1 protein-coding gene is annotated in these 545 nt (G+C 49.4%); it reads left to right on the top strand.

Translation table 11 applies throughout. The annotated features are described in order from the left end of the window. Nucleotides 1-545: efflux RND transporter permease subunit (locus B3182_RS12005; RefSeq protein WP_292752876.1), on the top strand; the 545-nt coding region annotated here is incomplete at both ends.

The raw sequence follows: 545 nt of genomic DNA, 5'->3' as shown, positions 1-545 counted from the left end.
GAACGCTACAATGGTGTTCCTGCGATGAACATTCAGGGACAAGCCGCCGCAGGATTAAGCTCAGGTGAAGCCATGCAAGCCATGGAAGAACTAGTTGATCAATTACCTGAGGGCTTTGGCTATGAATGGACAGCCCTGTCTTTACAGGAACGTGCATCCGGGGCCCAGGCACCACTTTTATATGCGTTATCGATTCTGGTGGTATTTCTGTTTTTAGCCGCTTTATATGAAAGCTGGTCGGTACCTTTCTCTGTCATGCTGGTGGTTCCGCTGGGTGTACTTGGAGCTGTGCTGTTTGCCTTAAGCAGAGGAATGTCCAATGACATCTACTTTCAGGTTGGCCTATTAACCACCATAGGTTTATCGGCTCGAAATGCCATTTTAATCGTCGAATTTGCTAAATCCCTTTATGAAGAGGGTAAGTCGCTATCGGAGGCGACACTGGAAGCCATCAGAATGCGTCTGCGCCCAATTGCCATGACAGCACTTACTTTCATGCTGGGGGTGACTCCGCTGATGTTAGCAAGCGGTGCAGGCAGTGGTGC

Origin of the sequence: Methylophaga sp. UBA4204, assembly GCF_002379485.1 — a bacterium.
Classification (GTDB): domain Bacteria; phylum Pseudomonadota; class Gammaproteobacteria; order Nitrosococcales; family Methylophagaceae; genus Methylophaga.
The sequence above is the reverse complement of the archived record's forward strand: the minus strand, read 5'-3'. Positions and strand labels throughout refer to the sequence as shown.